Annotated in this window: 15 protein-coding genes and 2 pseudogenes; 4 read left to right on the forward strand and 13 right to left on the reverse strand. The window is 70.7% G+C overall.

The window, feature by feature from the left end:
- Positions 1–471 precede the first annotated feature (471 nt).
- The 9 genes and pseudogenes from AB0N07_RS33240 to AB0N07_RS33280 all read right to left on the reverse strand — a co-directional run bounded on the left by AB0N07_RS33240 (position 472) and on the right by AB0N07_RS33280 (position 9,416).
- Positions 472–1,207: pseudogene (locus AB0N07_RS33240) on the reverse strand (HNH endonuclease family protein).
- Positions 1,208–1,483: 276 nt separating this feature from the next.
- Positions 1,484–1,933: pseudogene (locus tag AB0N07_RS33245) on the reverse strand (DDE-type integrase/transposase/recombinase); the annotation flags it as partial.
- A 190-nt stretch (positions 1,934–2,123) separates the two neighbouring features.
- Positions 2,124–3,338 (reverse strand): beta-ketoacyl-[acyl-carrier-protein] synthase family protein, encoded by a 1,215-nt coding sequence (locus AB0N07_RS33250; protein ID WP_365841482.1) that lies wholly within the window; start codon positions 3,336–3,338, stop codon positions 2,124–2,126.
- On the reverse strand, positions 3,335–3,604 hold the full coding sequence (locus AB0N07_RS33255) for a phosphopantetheine-binding protein (protein WP_365841484.1): 270 nt from the start codon (positions 3,602–3,604) through the stop codon (positions 3,335–3,337). Before AB0N07_RS33255 ends, AB0N07_RS33250 begins: the two co-directional genes overlap by 4 nt.
- Positions 3,577–4,698 (reverse strand): beta-ketoacyl-ACP synthase III, encoded by a 1,122-nt coding sequence (locus AB0N07_RS33260; RefSeq protein WP_365841486.1) that lies wholly within the window; start codon positions 4,696–4,698, stop codon positions 3,577–3,579. The genes AB0N07_RS33255 and AB0N07_RS33260 overlap by 28 nt, the downstream gene beginning before the upstream one ends.
- Complete coding sequence (locus tag AB0N07_RS33265) at positions 4,695–5,537, reverse strand: SDR family oxidoreductase (RefSeq protein WP_365841488.1); 843 nt, start codon at positions 5,535–5,537, stop codon at positions 4,695–4,697. The genes AB0N07_RS33260 and AB0N07_RS33265 overlap by 4 nt, the downstream gene beginning before the upstream one ends.
- Positions 5,534–6,589, reverse strand: a complete 1,056-nt coding sequence (locus AB0N07_RS33270) for a ketoacyl-ACP synthase III (protein ID WP_365841490.1) — start codon at positions 6,587–6,589, stop codon at positions 5,534–5,536. The genes AB0N07_RS33265 and AB0N07_RS33270 overlap by 4 nt, the downstream gene beginning before the upstream one ends.
- Complete coding sequence (locus tag AB0N07_RS33275; RefSeq protein WP_365841492.1) at positions 6,586–8,406, reverse strand: acyl-CoA dehydrogenase; 1,821 nt, start codon at positions 8,404–8,406, stop codon at positions 6,586–6,588. Before AB0N07_RS33275 ends, AB0N07_RS33270 begins: the two co-directional genes overlap by 4 nt.
- A 29-nt stretch (positions 8,407–8,435) precedes the next feature.
- Positions 8,436–9,416 carry an acyltransferase domain-containing protein gene (locus tag AB0N07_RS33280; protein WP_365841494.1) on the reverse strand — a complete coding sequence of 327 codons (981 nt, stop codon included), beginning with the start codon at positions 9,414–9,416 and terminating at the stop codon, positions 8,436–8,438.
- A gap of 220 nt (positions 9,417–9,636) precedes the next feature.
- Between AB0N07_RS33280 and AB0N07_RS33285 the strand changes: the two genes are divergently transcribed.
- The 4 genes from AB0N07_RS33285 to AB0N07_RS33300 all read left to right on the forward strand — a co-directional run bounded on the left by AB0N07_RS33285 (position 9,637) and on the right by AB0N07_RS33300 (position 14,552).
- Positions 9,637–11,004 (forward strand): hypothetical protein, encoded by a 1,368-nt coding sequence (locus AB0N07_RS33285; RefSeq protein WP_365841496.1) that lies wholly within the window; start codon positions 9,637–9,639, stop codon positions 11,002–11,004.
- Positions 11,005–11,091: 87 nt separating this feature from the next.
- Positions 11,092–12,216: a 4-hydroxy-3-methylbut-2-enyl diphosphate reductase gene (locus tag AB0N07_RS33290; protein WP_365841498.1), complete on the forward strand. Its 1,125-nt coding sequence runs from the start codon at positions 11,092–11,094 to the stop codon at positions 12,214–12,216.
- A 411-nt stretch (positions 12,217–12,627) separates the two neighbouring features.
- Positions 12,628–13,653, forward strand: a complete 1,026-nt coding sequence (locus AB0N07_RS33295; RefSeq protein WP_365841500.1) for an amidinotransferase — start codon at positions 12,628–12,630, stop codon at positions 13,651–13,653.
- A 680-nt stretch (positions 13,654–14,333) separates the two neighbouring features.
- Entirely contained in the window at positions 14,334–14,552 is a 219-nt protein-coding gene (locus tag AB0N07_RS33300) for a hypothetical protein (protein ID WP_365841502.1), read from the forward strand.
- 318 nt (positions 14,553–14,870) lie between these two features.
- On the opposite strand, the gene AB0N07_RS33305 is transcribed toward AB0N07_RS33300, so the two are convergent.
- The 4 genes from AB0N07_RS33305 to AB0N07_RS33320 all read right to left on the reverse strand — a co-directional run bounded on the left by AB0N07_RS33305 (position 14,871) and on the right by AB0N07_RS33320 (position 19,120).
- The gene (locus AB0N07_RS33305) at positions 14,871–16,526 is read right to left on the reverse strand and encodes a BBE domain-containing protein (protein ID WP_365841504.1); all 1,656 of its coding nucleotides are present in this window, start codon (positions 16,524–16,526) and stop codon (positions 14,871–14,873) included.
- A 298-nt stretch (positions 16,527–16,824) separates the two neighbouring features.
- The gene (locus AB0N07_RS33310; RefSeq protein ID WP_365841506.1) at positions 16,825–17,103 is read right to left on the reverse strand and encodes a hypothetical protein; all 279 of its coding nucleotides are present in this window, start codon (positions 17,101–17,103) and stop codon (positions 16,825–16,827) included.
- Positions 17,104–17,228: 125 nt separating this feature from the next.
- Entirely contained in the window at positions 17,229–18,224 is a 996-nt protein-coding gene (locus AB0N07_RS33315) for a TIGR03620 family F420-dependent LLM class oxidoreductase (RefSeq protein ID WP_365841508.1), read from the reverse strand.
- A gap of 71 nt (positions 18,225–18,295) precedes the next feature.
- Positions 18,296–19,120, reverse strand: coding sequence for a lipase family protein (locus AB0N07_RS33320; protein ID WP_365841510.1), 825 nt, complete (start codon positions 19,118–19,120; stop codon positions 18,296–18,298).
- Between the last annotated feature and the right edge of the window lie 95 nt (positions 19,121–19,215).

The following is a 19,215-nucleotide window of genomic DNA, read 5'->3' on the forward strand; positions in this document are numbered from 1 at the left end:
CCCAAGCAACGTCATTCCTACCGTCAGCACGATCATTTAATCGCAGGGAAACAGGGGGTGCGGGAGACCGCGGGGGCGCAGGGGTGCGCCCAGCAGGGGACGAACCGAACGGCTCCCCTCCGTCACGCCTCTCACCTTGACTCTGGCGCTTAGCAGCCGCAGGTAGAGGTTCTATCTGGCAAGGGTGTCACCCCGGTCAGAACCACTTGGGTCCTCCCCTCGCAGGTTCACCCAACGGTCTCCAACGGATAGCGGGTGACCCGGTCATGGAGTTCGTTCAGCCGGGACACGGGTCGGCGTGCGGCCCATTCGGGATCCTGTTGGATGAAGTAACTGCTATACATCTAAATTTCACGATTCACCCATCTTCGCGGTCTCGAGGTCGAGGTCCCTCCGGCAGAGGCGAACTTTGTCACGGGGTGCTGGACGGCCGAACCTGAGGCAGCCGGTAGAGGTGCGGCCTCAGACCGGCTACGGGACCTTCTCGTAAGCGACGGTGGTGGTCGGACACACCTCGGCGAGGCGGCTCAACGCGTCCCGCTCGGCGGCATCCGCCGTCAACTGCCAACGGAGCTTGGTCGCCACCCAGTCTGCGGCGTACTGGCACCGGGCCGCCGGCACAGGCCGCCAGTCCGCCGGGTCCTTGTCCGCCTTGGCGCGGTTAGAAGTGCCGGAAACGGCGATCAGGCTGTTCGGGGCGCCCTGGTCGTTGGCGTACGCCTCACGCCGGGCCGCAGTCCAGGTATCCGCGCCGGAGTCCCACGCCTCGGCGAGTGGGACCATGGTGGTCGACATCGAGCGAGGCTGCCGAAGTGATCCACACCTGGTCGTACTCCGACCACCACCGCCCGCCGGCCAGCGCGCACTTCGGACCGACCTGCGGGGCCAGCAGTGCCTCGGCAAGGATGACCTCCCTGCGGGTATCACAGCCGTCGGTGGCGTTCAGTCCCTTATTCCAGTGCCTGAACTGTGCGCGACTGTAGCCGGTACGCGGCTCCGGTTCCTCGGCCTCCTCGATCCAGGCAAGCGCCTGGAACAGCGGCACGTCCATCCCTGTGGGCGGGGCGACCTCCTTGACGGCCGCAGCAGCCGGGCCGGGAGCGGCAGACCCAACGGCCGACCGCGCGGTGGCGGGCGTCGCGGGACAAACCAGAGAGACAACGGACAGGACGAGCGCGGGCAGAGCGCGCAACAGGTTCTTGATCACACACCGGATGTAGCGGGACCGGACTGCGAGCCCCAGGCGGACCCACCGAGTCCTCACCCAGGTGGACGGCAGCTTTCACCACAGGAACGGTCAATTCGTCTTGGTCGCCGGTTCGCCAACGGGGTCAGGGCACACCCACAGAACGGACCTTTAGGGCAGTTGCGCAGCGCGTTGTTCAGCTGCCAGGCGGCGCCCGGCAGGCACTGTCACGTTGTTGAGTGCGTGAGTACTTGACGTTGCGTCCGGGTGTGGTGGTGCCGTGTTCCGGGCCTGTGGTCAGGCCGTGGTGGGCTGGCCGGCAGCGGCGGTGATCTGGTCCCAGATGGTGAAGCGGACGGTCATCTCGAGACGGAGTTCGGGAGCGGTCATCAGGTGGCGGCGGGGCCGGAAGTGGGGTGAGATGCCGCTGAACGCGGACAGGAACCGCTGGGCGGCGCCGACGCTGCAAAAGCCCCGCATCGCACGTTCACGTTGCCTCGTCGGTTGGTGGCTGTTCTCCGCCCGGTTGTTCAGTCCTTTGTGCGAGCGGTGCTCGACAGAAGGCATGACTTCGCGGTGGGCGGCGCCGTAGGAGCGCAGCTTGTCGGTGACGACCACCCGCGGTACCGAACGCGTCTTCTTCATCAGCCTGCGGAAGAAACGCCTGGCCACGGCGGTGTCCCGACGGTTCTGCACGAGGATGTCGAGCACGTTGCCGTCCTGGTCGACGGCTCGCCACAGGTACTTCAGCTCGCCGTTGGAAGGGGCTGCCGGGGAGCCGTCCACACCAGCGCGGATGATGTCCGATTGCCTGGCCTTCGGTGGCTTGGGGTGGCTGTTGCGCCAGGGCCTCGCGCGGCCGTCCGATGTCGTGCTCATGCTCGAATAAACTCGGGAGAGTGAGCGGCGGCTGGGTCGGGCCCCGGCGGGAACGCCGTCACGGGGCGGTGAAGGCCAGCACCGTGTTGTGGCCGCCGAAGCCCAGGGAGTGGCTCAGTGCGAGGCGGGCGGGGTGGGGGCGGGAGGCCGCGGCGATGATGTCGATGCCGGTGGTGGCGTCGTCGGGAGCGGTGAAGTTGGCGGTGGGCGGCGTGGTTTCGTGGGCGATGGTCAGGACGGTGAGGGCGGCCTCGATGGCGCCGGCGGCTCCCATGGTGTGTCCCAGGGCGCCTTTGGCGGAGGTGACGGATGGAGGCCGGCGGGGGTAGAGGTCGCGTATCACCGCGGCCTCCACGCTGTCGTTGAGCGGGGTGCTGGTGCCGTGGGCGTTGATGTGGTCGACGTCGTCGGGCCTCGCGTCGGCCTCGGCGAGGGCGGTCAGGGTCGCCGCCCGCAGGCCCGCTCCTCGGGGGTGCGGGGCCGTCGGGTGGTGGGCGTCGCTGGTGGTGCCGTGGCCGGCGAGGTGGGCCAGTGTGCGGGCGGCGCGGGCGTCCGCGTGGCCTCGGCGTTCGAGGACGAGAATGCCGGATCCCTCGCCGAGGACGAAGCCGTCGCGGTCCTTGTCGAAGGGCCGGGAGGCACGAGAAGGGTCGTGGCTGCGCTTCGACAGTGCGCCCATCTTGGCGAAGGCGGCGGCGCACAGGGGGGTGACCATGGCGTCGGTGCCGCCCGCGAGGGCGATGTCGCAGGCCCCGGCCTTCAGGAGCAGACAGGCGGTGATGAGGGCGGTGGCCCCGGAGGCGCAGGCTGTGGAGGTCTGCATGGAGGGGCCGGTGATCCCGAGGTCGAGGGCGAGGTGGCCGGCCGTCATGTTGGGGAGGAAGGCCGGCATGGTGAGCGGGGACAGGGCGGTGGGGCCGGTGGTGAGGAACTTGTGGTGCTGGGCTTCGAGGCTGTCGATGCCGCCGGCCGCGGTGCCGATGACCACCGCCACGCGGGCGGGGTCCCAGTCGGCCGGGTCCAGGCCGGCGGAGTCGAGGGACTCCCTGGCTGCGGTCAGCAGGAACCGGGTGCCGCGGTCGAAGCGCCACAGGCGGCCCCGGCCGGGCGGGAGGGCCGGTACGCGGCAGGACATGGTCACCGGCAGGTCGCTCAGCACGGGGTCGGTGCGCGCGGTGGGCCGGGCGGCGCAGACCGTTTCCCAGGTGTCCGTCACACCGATGCCGCCGGGGGTGACGAGGCCGATGCCGGTGACGGCCACCTCGTTGCTCACTGTGCGGCCTTGTGTTCCTGGGCGGGTTCGCCCGCGTCCAGCAGCGCGGTCACCGCGCGGGCCACGTCGGCGACGGTGAGTTCGCCGGAGGCGGCGGAGTCGTCGAGCGGGATCTGCCACTGTTCCTGGAGGGTGACGTAGAGCTCGACGACGGCGAGGGAGTCCAGGTCCAGGGTGTCGAGGGTGGCGTCCGGGGCGATGCGGTCGGGGTCGACTTCGAACTTGTCGCTGAGGAGGGTCACGAGGTGGTCGTAGAAGCGGTCCACGGGTGGCTCCTTGAGAGGTCGGGGGTGCTCAGGGGGGCGGTGGCCAGGTCGGTGGGCGGTGCTTCGGTGGCCGGGACGGAGGCGGGCCAGTGCAGGGCGACGGAGGCCCAGGTCAGTCCGCCGCCGAAGGCGGTCAGCAGGGAGCGCTCGCCGGGTGGGACGGCCTGGTGGACGGCCGGGTCGGCCAGGACGAGGGGGATGGAGGCGGCCGCGGTGTTGCCGAGGTCGCGGATGTTGCCGAAGCGGTGGGCGGGCGCGATGCCCAGGCGCTCGGCGACGGAATCCAGGATGCGCTGGTTGGCCTGGTGGCCGACGAAGGCCCGTACCGTGTTCGGGGCCCAACCCGCTTGTTGGATCGCCGAGTTGGCGGATTGCGTCATGTGGCGTACGGCGTGGGCGTAGACCGTGCGGCCCTGCATCTGGAAGTGGCGGTCCCGGGGGGTGGCGGGCGGCAGGTGCTGCGGGTGGCGGGAGCCGCCGTGCGGGACGGTGATGAGGTCGCTGCCGCTGCCGTCGGCGCCGAGGTCGGTGGCGATGACGGCCCCGGGTTCGTCAGCGGTGCCGGGGCGCAGCAGGATGGCTCCGGCGCCGTCGCCGAAGATCGGCGCGGTCTCGCGGTCGGTGGGGTCGACGATGGTGGTGTAGGTGTCGGCCCCGATGACCAGGGCGGTCGTGCAGGTACCGCTGCGGATGAGTGCGGTCGCGGTGGCCAGGGCGTACAGGAAACCCGAGCAGACCGCCCCGAGGTCGAAGGCGGGGATGGTGCCCAGGCCCAGCCGGTGGGCCACCGAGGGAGCGGTGGCGGGGCAGGGGTGGTCGGGTGTGCTGGTGGCGAGCAGCAGCATGCCGGGGCGCAGGTCCCCGGCGGAGGCGAGCGCGGCCCGACCGGCGCCGACCGCGAGGTCGCCGGTGCTGGTGCCGGGCTCGGCGTGGCGGCGGCGGACGATGCCGGTGCGGTCGCGGATCCAGGTGTCGTCGGTGCGCAGGGCGCCGCGCGCGACGACCGTGGCGTTGTCGATCACGTATGGCGGGAGGCAGGCGCCGATTCCCGCGATCACCGCGATGGAACCGCCGGTAGAGGTAAGGGTGTTCATGCCACGGTGAAGGGGGAGGCGGGCTTGGGGTGACCGGCCAGGCCGCCGTCGGGTACGGCGAGTCCGCCGTCGACGACGAGCGCGTGTCCGGTGACGAACGACGCGGCCGGGGAGGCGAGGAAGAGGGTGGCGCCGACGACCTCGTCCGCGGTGGCCCAGCGGCCCATCGGGACGTGGCTGGTGAGCCAGTCCGACAGCGGGCCGGTCTCGCTGGCGAACGCGGTCATGTCGGTGCGGGTCCAGCCGGGGCACAGGGCGTTGACGCGGATGCCCTGGCGGGCCCAGCCGACCGCGAGGCTGCGGGTGAGGGAGAGCTGCGCGGCCTTGGTGGCGGCGTACGCCTCCATCATGGGGGTACCGACGAGTCCGGCGACGGACGACATCAAGATCAGGCTGGCGCGATCCGAGCCGGCCAGGTGCGGGTGGGCGGCCCGGCACAGGGCGGCGGTGGCGTTGAGGTTGACGGTGACGACGGTGTCCCAGTCCTGCTGGCGGGCGTGCTGAAGCGGCGCCAGCCGGGGGCTGCCGTCCTCGGCCGTGGGCAGCGTGCCCGCGTTGTGGACGATCACGTCCAGGCCGCCGAGTGCGGCGGCCGCCCGGTCGACCAGGTCGGCCGCCGTGCCCGGTACGGCGAGGTCCCCGTCGAGGGCCACCGCCGTGCGGCCTCGCTCCTCCACGGCCTTGCGGGTGCGGTCGAGCGCGGGCAGGGTGCGGGCGGTGACCGCCAGGTCGCAGCCCGCGTCGGCCAGCGCCTCGGCGACGGCTTTGCCGATGCCGCGGGACGCGCCGGTCACCAGGGCGCGGGCGCCGTCCAGGCGGAACAGGTCCAGGGCGTTCATCGGAACACTCCTTCTGATGCGGGACGTACGGCGGTCTGTGCCGAGGTGAGGCCGGGTGCCCCGCTCCAGGTGAGGAGGGCGCTGCCCCAGGTCATACCGGCGCCGAAGACGGCCAGCAGGACACGGTCACCTGGCCGTAGTCGGCCTCCGGCGGCGCGGGCCAGTGCGTAGGGTGCGCTGGCGGCACCGATGTTGCCGACCTCGTCGCCGACCACCACCAAGCGGTCGGCGGGGATGCCGAGGTCGGCGCCGATACGCCTGAGCAGCACAGGGTTGGGCTGGTGGGCGACGAAGCAGTCGACGTCCTCGATCCTCAGCCCGCCGCGGTCGAGGGCGTCGGTGATGAGCCGGGGGAAGACGTCGGTGATGAACCGGCCGATGGTGCGGCCGTCCATGTGGATGCGATGGCCGTTGGCGGTCACGGTGGCCGTGCTGGCCGGGCGGCGGCTGCCACCGGCCGGGATCAGGACACGGTCGGCGAGCGCGCCGTCGGAGCCGAGGCTGAAGTGGGTGAAGCCCTGGCCGTCCGGTACCGGCCCCAGCACGGCCGCGGCGGCCCCGTCGGCGAACAGGACCGCGGTTGCGCGGTCGGCCGGGTCGACGAACTTCGAGTACGCCTCGACGCCGACGACGGCCGCGTACCGGACCCCCGCGTCACCGCGCAACCAGTCGTGCGCCACCTTCGCCGCGAACAGCCAGCCGGAACAGGCGGCGACGACATCGAGGGCGACCGCGCCGGTGGCGCCCACCGCCGTCTGAATGCGGCAGGCGGTCGACGGCCCCAGTTCGTCGGGGGTGGAGGTGCCGCAGATCAGCAGACCGATGTCGGCCACATCGATGCCGGCGGCGTCGGCCGCCGCCCGGACGGCGTGCGCCCCCAGGTCCGAGGCGGCCTCCTCGGGGCCGGCCACATGGCGTTTGAGGACTCCGGTGCGTTCGCTGATCCATTCGGCTGTCACGCCGGCGCCGCGCGCTACTTCGGCGTTGGTGCGCACTGTGGGCGGCAGGTGGGTGCCCATGCCGAGGATCCCGATAGGGCGCTCGCCCGTCATGCCGTGCCTCCTCGGGTCCAGGCGCCCTCGGCCGCAAGCGCGGGGTCGCAGGCCGTCGGGGCGATGTCGTCGGGGTGGGCGAACGCCTCGGTCAGCAGCGGCAGATGGGGAAGGATCTCGTCGCAGAGTTCGTCGGCGGCATCGGACAGCGCCTGGACGTCCGCCGGGCGCAGCGTTTCGAGGGCGAGCAGGGGACCCGACCAGCGGCGGGCCGCCGTGACGCCGTGCAGGGCCGCCAACGCCCGCAGAGCGTCGGCCAGTTCGTGGTCCCGGATCCCGGCGAGGGTGCGGGTGACATCCCCGGCGACGAGGGCGTTGGCGTAGATCTCGCCGAGGAGACCGGCATCCTCCAGCAGGGGGTTCCACCGCTCGAAGGGGGTGCCGGGGTCCGTGGCGTGCGACCGCTCGGCGATGTGCCGGGTCAGGTCGTACTGGTGGCGTCGTACGACCGCCGGCCACCAGTGCGCGGACGTGGGCGGTGTACCGGCCGGCGGCGGGGGTTGTGCTGTCTGCCCAGTTGTTCCGGCTTCGGCGAGGGCGCGTCCGATGTCGTAGAAGATGAGCTGGCTGTCCCCGCCGGCCGCATCGAAGGCGTGGTGGAAGCCGTGGTAGGCGGCCAGCCGGTTGGCGTCCAGGTGTCCGGAGAAGCCGCAGCGGCGCTGGCATTCGGCACTGACGCGGGCGGCCAGCCGTACCGCCGCGGCCTTGTACGCGGCCAGCGGCTGGTTGACGGCGGTCCACGGGGTGAAGCCCATCTCCGGACCGCTCCGGTCGGCGGGGGTCGCGCGCGACTCCTCCCACAGGGCGCGCGCGCCCTGAGCGGCGCAGGTCAGGGCGAACGCGTCGGCCAGCGCGCCCAGCACGGCGCGCTGCTGGGTCCGGTACGTGAGCAACGGCACGCCAGGGGCCAGTCGCCCCTGGGTGCTTCGCCCTTGCGCGTAGGTGACGGCCTGTACGGCGGACTGGCGGCTGGTGGCGGCGGCGACCGCCGGCATGGTCGCCCACAGTCCCTGGCCTGTGCGCAGGGTGCGTTGCAGGCGCCGCTGCGCCGACCCTGCGGGGTCGTGGAAAGTGCCGTCGGGTGCGATGCGGGCGCCGTCGGCGAGCCAGTGGGTGTGCGGCAGCCGGACGTGGTGGAAGCGTACCTGGACGTAGTCGAGGGGCAGCGCGCCCAGGCCGATGGGCGAGGAGACCTCGACGCCGGGCAGCAGCCCCTCGTCGTCGGTGAGGTCGACCACGATCGCGAAGACCCCGCGGTCGGTGCCGTCCGTGACCAGACGGGCGAGCACCACCGCTGTCTGCGGTACGTCCACAGTCCCGGCGCTGCCGAACTTGGCGGCCCGCGCGTTGGGGGTCTGCAGGACGAACTCGCCGGTTACCGGGTCGAGTTCGGCCCGGGTTTGGGTGGCGAGGTGGCTGTTGGCCTGTCCGGCCTCGGTGATCAGGTAGACGCCCTTGGCCCGGCCGGACCGCAGGGCCTCCACGCGGGATGTCAAGGCGCCGGATTCGTCGCCGAGTTGGGTCATGGATCCCAGGCAGAGCAGGTGATGGACGAGTGCCGCCAGGCACAGGGAGGGGTCGGCGACCGCGGCCCAGGCGTGGACGGCGGCCAGCCGTGCCGGGTCGTCGAAGAGGTCGTCCGGCAATGTCTCGCCCAACAGGCTCAGGCGGTGCAGCAGTTGTCTGCCTCCGCTGTCGGCCGGGATGTCGGTGGTCAGAGCCTTGTGCAGGGCGGCAAGGAAGGCGGGGTCGCAGGGACCGTGGACGAGCCGCTGTATCTCGTCCCGAGTGGTCGTCGGCAGGGGCGCATGGGGCATCGCTGGTCCTCCAGGACCGGGAGCGGGTCTCACCAGGGGAAATCGAGTTCGGCAACTGGGGCGTGCACGGGCGGTGCGAGGCTCGCGGAAAGGACCCTGCGGGCACTGGAGGCCAGGGCGTCGCCCGTGCCCGCCTCGAAGAAGACGTCCGGCCGGTGCGCCGCAGCCTGGCGCAGCGCGGTGGGTACCACGGCCGGCAGCACCAGACAGTCGGCCAGGCGCCGCGGCAGGTCGTCGTCGGGGCGGTAGGCGCGTCTGGCCACGGCCGAGTAGACGGGAATGCGCGCCGCGGACAGGGGGTAGGCGCGCACCGACGCGGCGAACACCTCGGACTGGGCGGCCAGGGCCGGATGGTGGGAGGAGAACGGCAGCCGCAGCCGTACGGCTCTCACCCCCGCGTCGGCGGCCACCTTCTCGACCCGGAGCAGGGCGGGCGCGGGGCCCGCGATCACCGTGGACCGGTCGTCGTTGACCACGGCGAGGACCGCGTCCGGCGTTCCGGCGCGGTCCAGCAGTCCGCGGGCCGCCTCCTCCGCGCAGCCGAGCAGGCTCAGCCCCCCGGGACAGGAGGACAGCACGACGGCGAGGTCGTGGGCCACGCGGGTGCCGTCGCCGACGGTGAGGACCCCGGCGGCGGTCAGTGCGGCGATCTCCCCGAAGCTCACCCCGACGACCGCCGACGGCACACCGTAGGAGCTGCTCAGCGCTCGGTGTACCGCCACCGAGGCGCCGAACAGGGCCAGTTGGGAGGAGCCCGTGGCCGCCTCGGCCAACTCGCGTCCGCCGGGCGGGTCCTGTCCCAGCAGCCAGGGGCCCAGGGGTCGCAGACCGCGCTCGACCGCGACCTCGTCGATCTGCTCGAAGACCTCATAGACGGCCGAGCCCATGCCGTTGGCATGGACGGCGCGTGCCAGGGACGCGGCGGAGAAGTCGCCCTGCCCTGGGAAGAGATGGACGGAGCGCCACCATGAGGACAGGCGATCGGGTCCGCGCGGGGCGTTGGTGCGCATCTCGTCCCTCTCTTCGGACAGGTCAATGGTGCACAAGGGGCGTACGGCCGCCCAGGATGCGCCCGCGGTGCGCACTGTGTGCTGCCCCGAGCGGGGCCGCACTCTGAGCCTGCCTGAACGAAAGCGCTTGCACCGCGTATGCGGGCGGCAAGCGTGTTGAACACATGCGGACGTTGAACGGCAGTACTCGCAAACGGATGAGCGGGACAAGGGGAGGGGTGTGCGATCGCCCCGTACGCCGAACCAAGCCCTGCGACTCCTCCTGTCCGAGGCCGGGTGGAGCGGGGCCCAACTCGCCCGCCAGGTCAACTCACTCGGCGCCGAGCGGGGCACCCCGCTGCACTACGACCGCACCACGGTCGCCCACTGGCTGGCCGGCAGCCGCCCCCGCCCGCCGGTGCCCGCCCTCGTCGCGGAAGCTCTCTCCCGACGTCTCGGCAGACCGGTCCTGTTACAGGACGCTGGGCTACTCGACACCAGGCAGCCGGGACATGGCGCCGGGGCGCCTTCCGGTGAAGGGAGCGCCGTGGACCACCTCGACCGGATACTGCAGGACACCGACCGCCGCCGCCTCGCCCTCGTCGGCGCCTACTCGCTGGCGGCCCTGGCGATGGCGTCCCCTCTGCCGGCCGCCGGAGAAGGCCGGCCCGCCGCGCTGTCCCCGCCGTCGCCCGTCGGCCCGGCACACGTGGCCTCCGCCCGGCAGCTGCTCACCGTGTGCTCCCGCAGCGACAACGTCTTCGGAGCCGGATCGGTGCGCGAACCCCTGCGCCACTACCTGTCCACCACGCTGCTTCCCTGGCTCAGAAGCGACATCAAACCCGCCGTCCGACGCGATCTGTTCACGGTGGCCGCACAGCTCACCTATCTCTGCGCGTTCGCGCACTTCGACATGAACCACCAGGCCGCGGCGCAGCGTCTCTATCTCACGAGCGTCGAACTCGCCCATGAGGCGGGCGACACCATCAGCTGTGCGCTCGCCCTGCGCGGCCTCAGCGTGCAGGCCCACGAACTGGGACACCTCACCCAGGCCGACCAGCTCGCCGAACACGCCGTACAGACCGGCGCGCGTCACGCACCGCCGCACCAACAAGCCTTCCTCCTCGGCCAGCTGGCCGTCACGCAGGCCGCCCGGGGCGACCGCCGCCACACCCGCCACCTCATAGCGGCCGAGCAGTGCCTGGAAAAGTCGGCAGACGGCGCCTCCGCCGTCGGCGCCTTCCACACCGGCTCACTCGCGCTCCAGCGAGCGACCGTGGCCAAGAACCAGGGAGACCACCCTACGGCCGCCCGGGCCCTCGCCCTCTCGCTGCGCCACAGGCCCGCCGACGAACGCCGCTCCCGGGCCCTCAGCCTGGCCGAACTGGCTCAGACCCAGCTGGCATCCGGCCATCTGGAACACGCATGCCGGACCTGGCACGAATTCCTCGACATCCTTCCCGGCATACGCAGCGCCCGCGCCGACGACCGCCTGCGCGCCCTGATCGCCGCACTCCGGCCGAACGCCGCGAACCCCTCCGCCGCGGCACTCCTCGCACGAGCACGTCCAATACGCCCGCACGGACGACACAGGGGCCCCTTGGAGTGACACCCGCAGGCAAGGGGAGGGGCAGAGCCGCGCGAACCTGTTGGATGACGTTGCCGTACTCGCGCTCCTTCGACCCCCACCAGGAAGATGAACCGAAGCGTCCTCACGGAAGTACTCCACTCCACCAGCCTCCACGTCACCCCCGGCAGTCTCACCGTGGCCACCTCCTGGCAGCACCCCACGCGCGGCCCGGTCGACTGTCCGGCGCAGCACCTGCTCGCCGCACACGCCCGGCAGTCCGGTCTCGCCGCCGACTCCCGCTCCCTACCGAACGAGGACCTCCGCGACGGCCTCACGACGGCGCCGACCACCGTCTTCACCGTCTCCTACGAGCGGCCCGAGGGCGGACACCGCGGCCTCGCTCTCGCGGCCCACAGCGATGATGCCACCGCGGTCTCCTTCGCCCGCCGTCAGATCGAGTCCTGGCGCGCGGTACTGCGCACGCGGCGAGTGCTCCACGTGGCCGCGCAGAGCTCCCCCGCCCCGGGGCCGTCGAGCGCCCCGGTACCGGCGCAGCCCCCCGCAGACTCCCGTAACCGGTGGCGGATCTGCGGCTGCCCCACCGGCGTCGCGTGCCCCTCGGCCGAGAACGCGGAACGCGCGCTGCACCGGTTTCTGGACCGGGGGGACGAGGTGGTCGTGGTGGGCACACCCGCCGCCGGATCCGGCGCATGGGCGGGCCGGACCCTCCAACCAAACCCCCAAACAGTGGGCACCCCGCAACAGGCCGAGACCCTCGCCGTCACCGACCCGGACCGCCTCGCCTTCGTCGTCGCTCCCGGTGCCGTCGTGTCCGAGGCAGCGGACATCCTCAACGTGCTGCGCCGCCGCTATCCGCGCCTGCGCGGCCAGCATCCACACGAGTGGTGCTACACCATGGACGACCTGCACACAGCGGTCGGGGCAGCACTCGCCCAGTCCGACAGACTCCTGGTCGTCGGCCGCGACACCACCCCCGCAACCAGAGCGGCAATCACACAGGCAGCTCGCACCACCCTACGAGTGCGTGCCGTGACGACGCTGGACCGCCTGCGTCCGGAAGACATCGACGCCGCGACGATCACGGTCGTGGATGCCACAGCCGACGGGCGGGGCCTCGTGCAGATGGCTCAGACCCTGGACGGCCTGGGCCCCACAAGCCATGTCCGGCGCCAGGCGTACTCGATCAAGGAAACGTCACAGCCTGCCTTTCGCCCGCTCCCCTCAGGATGAACCGGAGGGTCCCGACCCCGGACCGTGAAAACTGCCTGCCCTTGATCGTCGCGCCCTGGGCCGACCGCCGGGGCCTCCGTCGGACCGCAGGAGAAACCCGCACAACAGGGCGACTTCGTAGGCGAGAACCGCGAAGGCACTCCCCAAGCCCACGGATACCACGGGCCCACCCACCTGGCGCCGTTCGCCGGGTGCCGTTGTCCATGGCGGGGTTCCCTCAGGGATTGTGGGTGGGCGTGTCGCGGCCGGGGATGCCGCACGACGAACAGAAGGGGCGCCGGTCCGCCGGCGTCGTTGTCGTCTCCCCGGTTCGGGTGGACGCTTCGGCGCGGGGATCACCCGTAGAGGCCGGTTCCTTGGATGATGGCGGAGCGGCTCGCGGGCGCGAGCGGCCGAGCCCAAGGAGGCGGGATGGCCGTGGTGGGTGCGTGCGACGAGTGGAGTCCGTTGCGCGAGTCGGTGGTCGGCATCGCGTACGGGGCGATGTTCCCCGCCGAGGACCGGGGCATGGTCGAGGCGACCATGCCCCGCGAGCATTGGGACGAGTTCCGCCCGGGCCACCCCTTCCCGCCGTGGATCGTCGAGGCGGCGGAGCAGGAGCTGCAGACTCTGGCCGAACTGCTGGAGGGCATGGGGTGCGTCGTACACCGGCCGCACAGGGTGCCCTGGTCCGAACTGGGCGGCTACTGCGCGGCCATGCCCCGCGACGCCCTGCTCGTCATGGGGGACAGGGTGGTCGAGGCGCCGATGGCCTGGCGCAGCCGCCGCCGCGAGCTACTCGCCTACCGGCCACTGCTTCAGCAGCTGCGCCGTTCGGGGGCGCGTTGGCTGCGGTCGGAGGTGGACCTCCGCGTTGATCCCCTCGACGGCGGGCCGTCCTCACTGGGCCGGTGGGCGATTGGGGACGCCAGACCGGCATGGGACGCCGCCGATTTCCTGCGACTGGGCCCGGACACGGTCGTGGGCCAGCTCAGCCATGTCACCAACCGCTCCGGCGTGGCCCACCTGCGCGCCCGTTTGGGAGCCGGCGTATCGGTGTACCTCCTGCCGGTGCGGGATCCGCACGCCATGCACATCGATGCGACGCTGTGCCCGCTGCGCGAGGGCCTGGCGCTGTACAACCCGGAGCGGATCGATCCCGCCCTCCTCGCGGACGGCCCGCTGGGCGGCTGGGAGCTGGTCCCCGCTCCTTTCCCCGACGCCCGCGACGACCCGCCGCTGTACATGACCAGCCCCTGGGTGAGCATGAACCTGCTGGTGGTCGACCACCAGCACGTCCTGGTCGAGGCCCGCGACGAGAAGCTCCAGGCGTTGCTCGACTCGTACGGGATGACTCCGCTCCCCCTGCCCTTCCGCAACGTCCAGGCACTGGGCGGCTCCTTCCACTGCGCCACCCTCGACCTCCGCAGGGACCGCCGTCGCGCACCGCTCGGGTGACGAAGACGCGCCACGCTCCGGGCGGCCCGCGGGCGAGACCGCATGACCACCCTCGGCGGCCACGTCATTACCCAGGGGCCCAGGCTGGCATCGGAGTTGTGCCAGAACGACGAGCTGCGCGCTCTCCTTGTCGGGGTCGCGGCCCTGCCCGCCCGCGCCGCAGGGTCCTCAACCGCACCCTCGCCGAAGGCGAAGGCCCAGGTCGCTGAGCTGGGCTCACTGCGGGGGCCGCGCGGTGACGTCGTGCGGCCGGCCGGCGCAGGTCCGCCCCCACCCCGGAGCTAGGTCATCCGTTCGATGGCGCAGGGCGTGCCGCACCGGCAGGCCAGCCGTAACGCCTGCAGGAGAACCGTCACAGCCGGTGGCTGACCGGAGAGGTCCCGAAGCCCCTGCGGAAGCGCAACAGACACGGTGCAATGCTCGCCGCGGTGCCGCACGAGGGCCTACCGGCGGAGGAAGTCGTCCAAGGTTCTCACGCTCTTCCAGCAGGCCAGAGTCTTGATCACCGCGTGAGGGTGATCTCCTCCGCCGGAATCGGATCCACTCGTACCGGACGACATGAGTATCGGCGGCCAGTTGGATGACCCGGACGCGCGTCCGGGTGTTGATTCGACCGGCGCCGGCCCAGGTGGGTGCGAGTCCATGGCATTGATCTGGCGAGCACCTACAGGAGGAACATCATGCCTCAGGGAACCCTCGACAACTACAACCCGAACACTGGCGAAGGAGCCATCCGGCCGCTGCAGGGCGGCATCGGCGAGCACGGGTGGGCCTTTCAGCAGATGGGCCTGCCGTCCGACCGTTACCCCCTCTACCTCAAGTTCGACGAAACACTCAAGGACAACGACCTGTACTGGGCCGTCAACATTCTTGTGGTTGAGCATCCGACAGATGAGTGAGCGACCGTCTCGTCCCCACACCGGCCCCAGTCGGGCCCGCAGTTGGGAGAACTCCGCGCGGGCTCGCTCAGCGGCGACGGGCAGTCGGACGGCATCGGCCCGGTGTTCAGGGGCGTACCTCTTCTTTCACTGGTCACAGGCCATGTCTTCCCGCCGGAGCCCGATTCTTCTCCCGTTGTGCCCTTTCCTCGTAGGGCTACGGCGAGCAGAGGTGCGGCGCTGTGTGACGCTCGGGGACGAGGCCGTCGCGAGGGCCACCGGTCCCGGCCGCCGCAGCCCCGGTTCCCTGTTCCGTTCCTGCTTGGACCGGCGTGCGCGCTACTGCGTTGCCGGGAGGCGGATCGACTGTGCGTGTCGGAAGACGTTCCGTGGGTCCCAGTGGGCCTTGGCGCGTTGGAGCCCGTTGTAGTTGGCGCCGTAGTACAGGTGGGACCACGGCTGGTCGGACGTGTTGAGGTCGGGATCGGCGAGGTCGATGTCCGGATAGTTGATGTAGCAGCCGTCGGTGTTGGGCGGTTCGAGCTGTTCCGGGGCCGGGACGACCGGAACGCCGCCGGTGGCCGCGTACATGTCCTGATAGAAGGTGCGCATCCAGTCCAGGTGAGGCTCGGCGATGCCCGGGTTTTCCAGGGCGTCCTGGTAGTCGTACACGCCGTCGCGGTTGGCGTCCTCGCCCCAGGACCAGTACGCCTGGTACTGGAGTTTCAGCACGGACGAGCGCTGCGGTACCGCTGTCGCCGACGTGGTGGCGTCGTTGATCCGCCCGCCGTAGGAGTCCACCTGGAGCAGGGCCTGGTCGTTCTTGTACACCGGGTCGGTGAGGTGGTCGAAGATCGTGTCGAGCTGGGGCTCGGTGAAGTTCGAGGTGTGGTAGGCGGACTTGTACTTGCCGCACCGGCTCGGGCCGGAGTCGTTGAGGTTCTGGGTCGCCGTGAGCCAGGGCAGCCTGGTGGGGATGTAGTGCTCGTAGAGCGCGGGGTGCTCACCCATCTGCACGTCGAACGGGCTCTGGGGGTATTCGTCGGTGGGGGCGAGCCAGTGGAGGAACTGGTTGAGGCGGTGGATCGAGTCCTCGCGGGTGCCGTCGAGCTGGAGGATGAGGCCGACCTTGCCGGCCGCGCGATTGGTCAGCTTGAGCAGCGTGAACATGTCGCGGAAGTCGAACTCGCGGAGAATGTCCGGCCCTTCGCCCGTCCGCTCGCCTTCGAAGAACGCGCCGTAGCGGCGCACCAGGGCCTTGAACTTGTCCCGATCGTTCTCGAAGTTGCTCCAACTCCAGGACAGCGCCCTGGTGAGTACCTGGGCGGGCGGCTGGGGAAGGCCGCGGAACCAGTACCGGGTGACCACGCCGAAGTTGCCGCCCCCGCCGCCGGTGTGCGCCCACCACAGGTCGCGCAGCGCGGCCTCGGGGGAGTCCTTGCGGGCCACGGTGACCTCGGCGTGGGTCACATCGCGCACGGTGACCACCTCGACCGCGTAGAGGTAGTCGACCGTGAGGCCGTGCAGCCGGGAGAGCAGCCCGTAGCCGCCACCGCAGATGTGGCCGCCCGCGCCGACGGAGTAGCACGAGCCACCGGGTACGGCGAGGCCGAACCGGCGGTAGAGCTGGGTGACGGTCTGCCAGTTCGTCGCGCCGGCCTCGACGCAGTATGCGTCCATCTCCGCGTCGTAGTAGACGCGGTCCATGGTACTGACGTCGATGATGACGCCGACATCGTCGCCGCAGGCGAAGTTCTCGTAGCAGTGCCCGCCGGAGCGGACGGTGATCCGGCCCGGTGACGAGCCCGCGGCGGTGCGGGCGAGAACGGTGTCGAGGGCGGTGACCACGTCCGTGGTGGTGGAGGCCACCACGATGTATTCGGGGTTCGCGATCCAGCGCTGGTTGAATCCCCGGCGCAGTGCCTCGTAGCGCAGGTCGCCGGGCCCGACTTCGGTCGGTCCGACGGTTCGGGGATGGGAGGATTCGGTCGGCACAGGCGACACCCCTACGGCAGTTGGTAACCATCGGTCACCGACAGGCTCGCGTGCGGACGGGTCCGGTGACTCCGCCATCCGGGTGACGACCACGGGCGCAAGGAGGCAGCAACAGCATTACTCCGGGCGCTCCGGGCGCCGGAGCACGCTGTTCAGCGCGCCTCGCGACACCCGGGTTCGACGTGATGCGGAGGGTCTGGAGCGACGTCATGCCGGTCGTGAGGTAGTCGGCGGCGGGGCCGGAGAGAGACCCCGGCTCTGGTGCCGGCGCGCCGGGCGGCCACGGCCGGGTCCGTGTCTACGCAAAGCCGGATGGGCAGGTCGGGTGGACAAGCCCGAGTGCCGTCCGTCGCACGAGCGAGCCGCCGAGGGTGATATCACCGTGGGCCTTGTGCTTGCCGGAGAGGTTCTTCCGGTCGTCCGCCCCGGTGCGGCGGCGCGTGCGCGCGAGGGTGCCGTCCAGCAGCACCACGACCCCGCCGCTCAGTTGCGGGTGCCGCAGGTGCTGCCCGCAGCCGTAGATGTGGAAGCTATGGTTGCCGGCCCCGGCCGACAGCACCGTAGTCGGTCGGGACATGCTCGATCCGCTCTCACGGTTTCACCAGCCTGCCCTCGCGCACGACTCATCCGCCGTCGCCCGGAGTGAGGACGATCGCGGAGCCAACGCCGATCCAGGTGAACTACCTCGCCGACCGTCTCCATCTACGCTTCGGGCTGTGCCTGTGCGGTGACCAGTTCTGGGGCGAGGTCACGCCACGCCTGACGGGCGAAGGTACCTGGGGTGTCAGTGACCACCTGGACGGCAACATGGTCGGCGCCGGCCTGACGGTGCTCGGTGAGCCGGGCAGCGATCTTGTCCGGGCTTCCCCAGGCGAACAGCGCATCGATCATCCTGTCGCTCCCGCCAAGGGCCAAGTCCTCGGTGGTGAATCCCCCGCGTAGCCACGCTGAACGGTAGTTGCGCAGCTTGAGGTAGGGAGCGAGCATCGTTCTGGCTTTGGCGCGGGCTGCTTCGGCACTGGTGTGCAGGATGACGGTCTGCTCCAGTGCCAGCAGGGGGCCTTCACCCAGCATCGACCTGGCCCACGCGGTGTGGGCCGGGTCGACGAGATAGGGGTGCACTCCCGTCGATCTTGTGGCTGCCAGCCGGGTCATCTGCGGCCCGTGCGCACCGACAATCCGTGCCGCTGACGGCAGGGGAGGAGCCGCCGCGTCTAATTCGTCCAGGTAGGAGCGCAGCGCGTGGTACGGCTCGCGGTATCGGTTGACGAAGTCGGCGTGGCTGACGCCGAGTCCGATCAGAAGCCGGTTCCGTTGCTGCTGCGGGAGCCCGTGGTAGGTGGCGGCGAGCCGGTCCGGGGATCTTTCCCAGATGGATATGCACGCCGTTGTGACAGCGATTCGGTTGGTCGCGGCCAGGACCTCAGCTGCCGTGACCAAGTCCCCGCGGGGATTTCCCCCCGGGCTGCCGCCGAGCCAGACGGCACCGTACCCGAGCTCCTCCAGCTCAGCTGCAGCGTCCCTCGCCTCGATGCGATCCCCGTGGGTGAACGCCAGGCTCCAGATACCTGTCGTTCCGAGCTCCATGGCAAAGCCTTCCTGCAGGGTGCTGGAGCTCTGTTGTACGGGTACGGGGCGATACCTGTCCGTCTGAAGGCTTGGCCTGTCCAGAAGCTGTCGCGTCAGCGTCTGGATCACCCCACCTTGAAGCTGGTATGCCCAGCACCCCGCTGGTGCTGACGGTCACTCTGCACCAGCCGCCGCCAAGCTCAGCTCCGGACCAGGTTCTTCTCCATGACATTGATGTAGTTGAAGATGAAGTGGTCCCTGATGCCATCGCTTCCCGGAGCGAGGAGGTCGGCCGTCAGGCCCTTGGCCCGGTCGGTCAGCCCACTCAGCAGAGGCAGGGATTCGCGCAGCTTGCCGGTGGAGTCGAGGTACCGCAGCAGCTGGGTGTGGGTGTAGACGGGCTCGGGTGGCAGGTGGGGCACGATGTCGTTGTTGTTCACGAAGCGGTGTGTGCGCTTGGCGAACGCCTTGTCACAGGCGGCGGCAAGCACCCGGTCGCACACGCGGGGCTGACCGAAGGTGATGATGCCGTCGGCCAGCAGATTCGGCTCCTCGAAGTGCAGCCGCGCGCCGGCGAGCATGGCGAGAGCGCCCCCGAGGCTGTGCCCGGTGATCCAGACCGTCTGGCCGTTGGTCCGCGACGTCTCCAGCGCCTTCTTGACCTGCGGAAAGACTGAGTTCAGGGCCTCGCCGAAGCCGTAGTGGACGAACCCCTTCTGCCCCGGACCAGGCCACGGCGGCGTGGTGATGTCCGAGAGCCAGTCCTTCATGTTCAGTGGCTCAGTCCCCCGGAAGGCGAGGACGATCATGTGGTCGCTCGCCATGGTGTACGCCTGCGTGTCCTGGAGGGGGAAGGGCGGCGTGAATGCCGTGTGGTGGTGATGGACTCGATCGAAGCCCCACCGCTCGGCCTGGGCCTCGATAGTGGCCTCGTCCTTGTAGGCGAGCTCGGAAGCCCGGCACATCCAGTAGGCGTGCTGCAGATTGTAGGACTTCGTCTGGTGATCGATTGCGGGGATGGACATCAACACCGTTGCGTTTACGTCCGTGAGCGGTTTGCGAGTCCGTGTTCGAAGAACGTGACGGTGGCGTGGATGGTGTAGTTCTGGCTGGTCCTGGG

The sequence above is a fragment of the Streptomyces sp. NPDC051172 genome (assembly GCF_040682555.1).
Taxonomy (GTDB): domain Bacteria; phylum Actinomycetota; class Actinomycetes; order Streptomycetales; family Streptomycetaceae; genus Streptomyces.

Excerpts from the sequence above, each read along its gene's own strand:
- AB0N07_RS33295 (WP_365841500.1), top strand. The coding sequence starts at position 12,628 with ATGGCCGTGGTGGGTGCGTGCGACGAGTGGAGTCCGTTGCGCGAGTCG.
- AB0N07_RS33270 (WP_365841490.1), bottom strand. The coding sequence starts at position 6,589 with ATGACGGGCGAGCGCCCTATCGGGATCCTCGGCATGGGCACCCACCTG.
- AB0N07_RS33320 (WP_365841510.1), bottom strand. The coding sequence starts at position 19,120 with ATGTCCATCCCCGCAATCGATCACCAGACGAAGTCCTACAATCTGCAG.
- AB0N07_RS33265 (WP_365841488.1), bottom strand. The coding sequence starts at position 5,537 with ATGAACGCCCTGGACCTGTTCCGCCTGGACGGCGCCCGCGCCCTGGTG.
- AB0N07_RS33290 (WP_365841498.1), top strand. The coding sequence starts at position 11,092 with ATGAACCGAAGCGTCCTCACGGAAGTACTCCACTCCACCAGCCTCCAC.
- AB0N07_RS33310 (WP_365841506.1), bottom strand. The coding sequence starts at position 17,103 with ATGTCCCGACCGACTACGGTGCTGTCGGCCGGGGCCGGCAACCATAGC.
- AB0N07_RS33275 (WP_365841492.1), bottom strand. The coding sequence starts at position 8,406 with ATGCCCCATGCGCCCCTGCCGACGACCACTCGGGACGAGATACAGCGG.
- AB0N07_RS33300 (WP_365841502.1), top strand. The coding sequence starts at position 14,334 with ATGCCTCAGGGAACCCTCGACAACTACAACCCGAACACTGGCGAAGGA.
- AB0N07_RS33260 (WP_365841486.1), bottom strand. The coding sequence starts at position 4,698 with ATGAACACCCTTACCTCTACCGGCGGTTCCATCGCGGTGATCGCGGGA.
- AB0N07_RS33280 (WP_365841494.1), bottom strand. The coding sequence starts at position 9,416 with ATGCGCACCAACGCCCCGCGCGGACCCGATCGCCTGTCCTCATGGTGG.